This is a genomic window from Protofrankia sp. CiP3 (assembly GCF_917627345.1).
Taxonomy (GTDB): Bacteria; Actinomycetota; Actinomycetes; order Frankiales; family Frankiaceae; genus Protofrankia.
The window spans coordinates 1-2,050 of sequence record NZ_CAKJTM010000219.1 but is presented as its reverse complement, the minus strand read 5'-3'; the positions used below and the strand labels follow the sequence as shown (position 1 = coordinate 2,050).

The window sequence follows — 2,050 nt, the reverse complement described above, 5'->3', positions numbered from 1 at the left end:
TTCGGCCGCGCGGATAGAGCGGCCGTGACGGTCGGCGACCTCGCCGGCGGCCTGCAGCGCGAGGGCGATCTGGGCGGGGGTGACCGCGTCGAGCAGCGCCGCCGCGACCGCGTCGTCGACGGTGGCGGCCAGGACCGAGCGGCAGGTCGGCGTCTGCTCGGCCAGCAGCCGCGACGTGCACTCGTAGGCGCCGCGGCCACTCTGGTGATACCGGGTGCCCATCGCCCGTCCGCAGCTGCCGCAGTAGACGATGCCCTGGCAAAGCGCGAGCCCTTCCCGGGGCGGGTCGCGCCCCGGCGTTCGTCTGGTTCGCCGCGAGCTTCGCCTCGATCGCCAGGTAGTCCGCCCAGGTGATGTAGCCGGGATGATGGTCCTGAATCACGATCGGCCACTGGTCGCGGGGCAGCTGGACCTGGTGGCTGCGCACCGTCCCGTCCGGCGCCACGCTCGTGCGGGTCGCGTAGCGGCCGTAGACGTAGACGCCGGCGTAGGCGGGATTCTTGAGCACCGAGCTGGCCCGGGCGTGGGTGAGCGGGCCGAAGCGCAGCTGGCCGGCCCACGCCCCGCCGTAGGCACGCAGCGGGAACCGTCGCCCCGCGAACGCGGTCATCACCCCGAACGCGGAGCCGGTCTGCGCGAACGCGGCGAACACGTCGCGGATCGCGCCCTGGACCTCTTCGTCCGGGTCGATGACCTGGGCGCCCTCGGCGTCGTAGACGTAGCCGACCGGCAGCGGGGTGCGCAGCTCGCCGCGCTGCGCGGCCGCCCGCTTCGCCGCCTGCAGCCGGCCCGCCATGATGTGCAGCTCCGCGGCGGCCATCGTCGATTTCAGGCCGAGCAGCAGCTGGTCGTTGAAGTCGGACAGGTCGTAGACCCCGTCCGCGTCGATGAGCAGCGTGTCCGTCAGCCGGGCCAGTTCCGCCAGCCGGGCCAGGTCCGCGTTCGACCGGCCCAGCCGGGAGATCTCCAACCCGAAGATCGCCCCGACCTCGCCCAGACACAGCCGGGCCATCAGATGGCGAAACCCCTCCCGGCCCCGCGTCGAGGCCCCGGACAGCCCCAGATCCGTGTCGATCACCTCCACGTCCGCAGCCGCCCAGCCCAGCTCCACCGCTGTGTCCCGCAGGGCGTACTGGCGCAGCGTCGACTCGGTGTGCTCCCGGAGCTGGACCAGCGTCGACTGACGCAGGTAGACCAGCGCCGCCCGCCGCCGATGCGCGGATGTGATCTTGTATTCGCCGTTCATCGCATGCTCCCAGCGCGCTGGCCGTCATGTTCGCCACCACCGCAACCGCCTCGCGGCGGGCAGGTCCGGACAGAACGGCGACGGTCATCGCTTAGGTCAGCTCCCGGCGTGCGAGCAGCTCGACGTTGATCGTCGAGATCTCCGCCAGTGCCGCCTCGACCGCGCCGGAGCGGTCCAGGTAGTGGTGCACCACCGCGAGGAAGCGGGTCGGGACGTAGCGCAACCGGCCGCGCTCGATCTGGCGCGGGCTGACGTAGGAGTAGGGTCCGTGCCCGTCTCCGGCCGCGCAGGAACATCCCGGTTTGCCGCACCGGCGGTGCTGCTCGACGAGCACCCCGGCCAGCAGCCGCTGCAGGTCGCCGATCCCGTCGGCCAGCGCCCGTCGCCGCACAAGAAGATCCTCCGTGCTCGTTGTGCCCAGATCTGCCGGGATCTTGGGTGGAGTCATCACACAAGACAATCGCATGACTACTCACCGCCGTCAACGACCGTGAGGGCGCGTGTCACCACACCGAGCGCCGCCAGCCCATCGACCGACAGCCGGGCATGCTCCGCGGCCGGACCACGGTCCGTCCACGCCGCCGGCAACCCGACCTGGCCCGAACCCGGCCGCGCACAGACGAACAACGTCCTGCCCGCCCACCGCTTCACGAAGAGGACCTCGAGGCGCTGGCCACGCAGCGCGTGGAACGGATGGACGACGAGAAGAGAATCCGAAGATCGACTGTCAGAACCGGCAGTATGCCGTGACCGTCGGCATCCATGCCGACCGGATCACGGTGAGAAGAGCGGAGTGAACCGAGA

General features: G+C 71.1%; 1 protein-coding gene and 3 pseudogenes. All 4 read right to left on the bottom strand.

The genetic code is table 11. From position 1 onward, the window contains the following. Positions 1–222, bottom strand: a pseudogene (locus MJ797_RS26525) (recombinase); the annotation flags it as partial. Between the two features lie 148 nt (positions 223–370). After that, positions 371–1,246: pseudogene (locus MJ797_RS26520) on the bottom strand (recombinase family protein); the annotation flags it as partial. Between the two features lie 91 nt (positions 1,247–1,337). Continuing rightward, positions 1,338–1,694 (bottom strand): DUF6788 family protein, encoded by a 357-nt coding sequence (locus MJ797_RS26515; protein WP_239342446.1) that lies wholly within the window; start codon positions 1,692–1,694, stop codon positions 1,338–1,340. A 20-nt stretch (positions 1,695–1,714) separates the two neighbouring features. After that, a pseudogene (locus MJ797_RS26510) lies at positions 1,715–1,936 on the bottom strand (hypothetical protein); the annotation flags it as partial. Between the last annotated feature and the right edge of the window lie 114 nt (positions 1,937–2,050).

Coding starts and splice junctions, on each gene's coding strand:
- MJ797_RS26515 (WP_239342446.1), bottom strand. CDS start 1,694: ATGACTCCACCCAAGATCCCGGCAGATCTGGGCACAACGAGCACGGAG.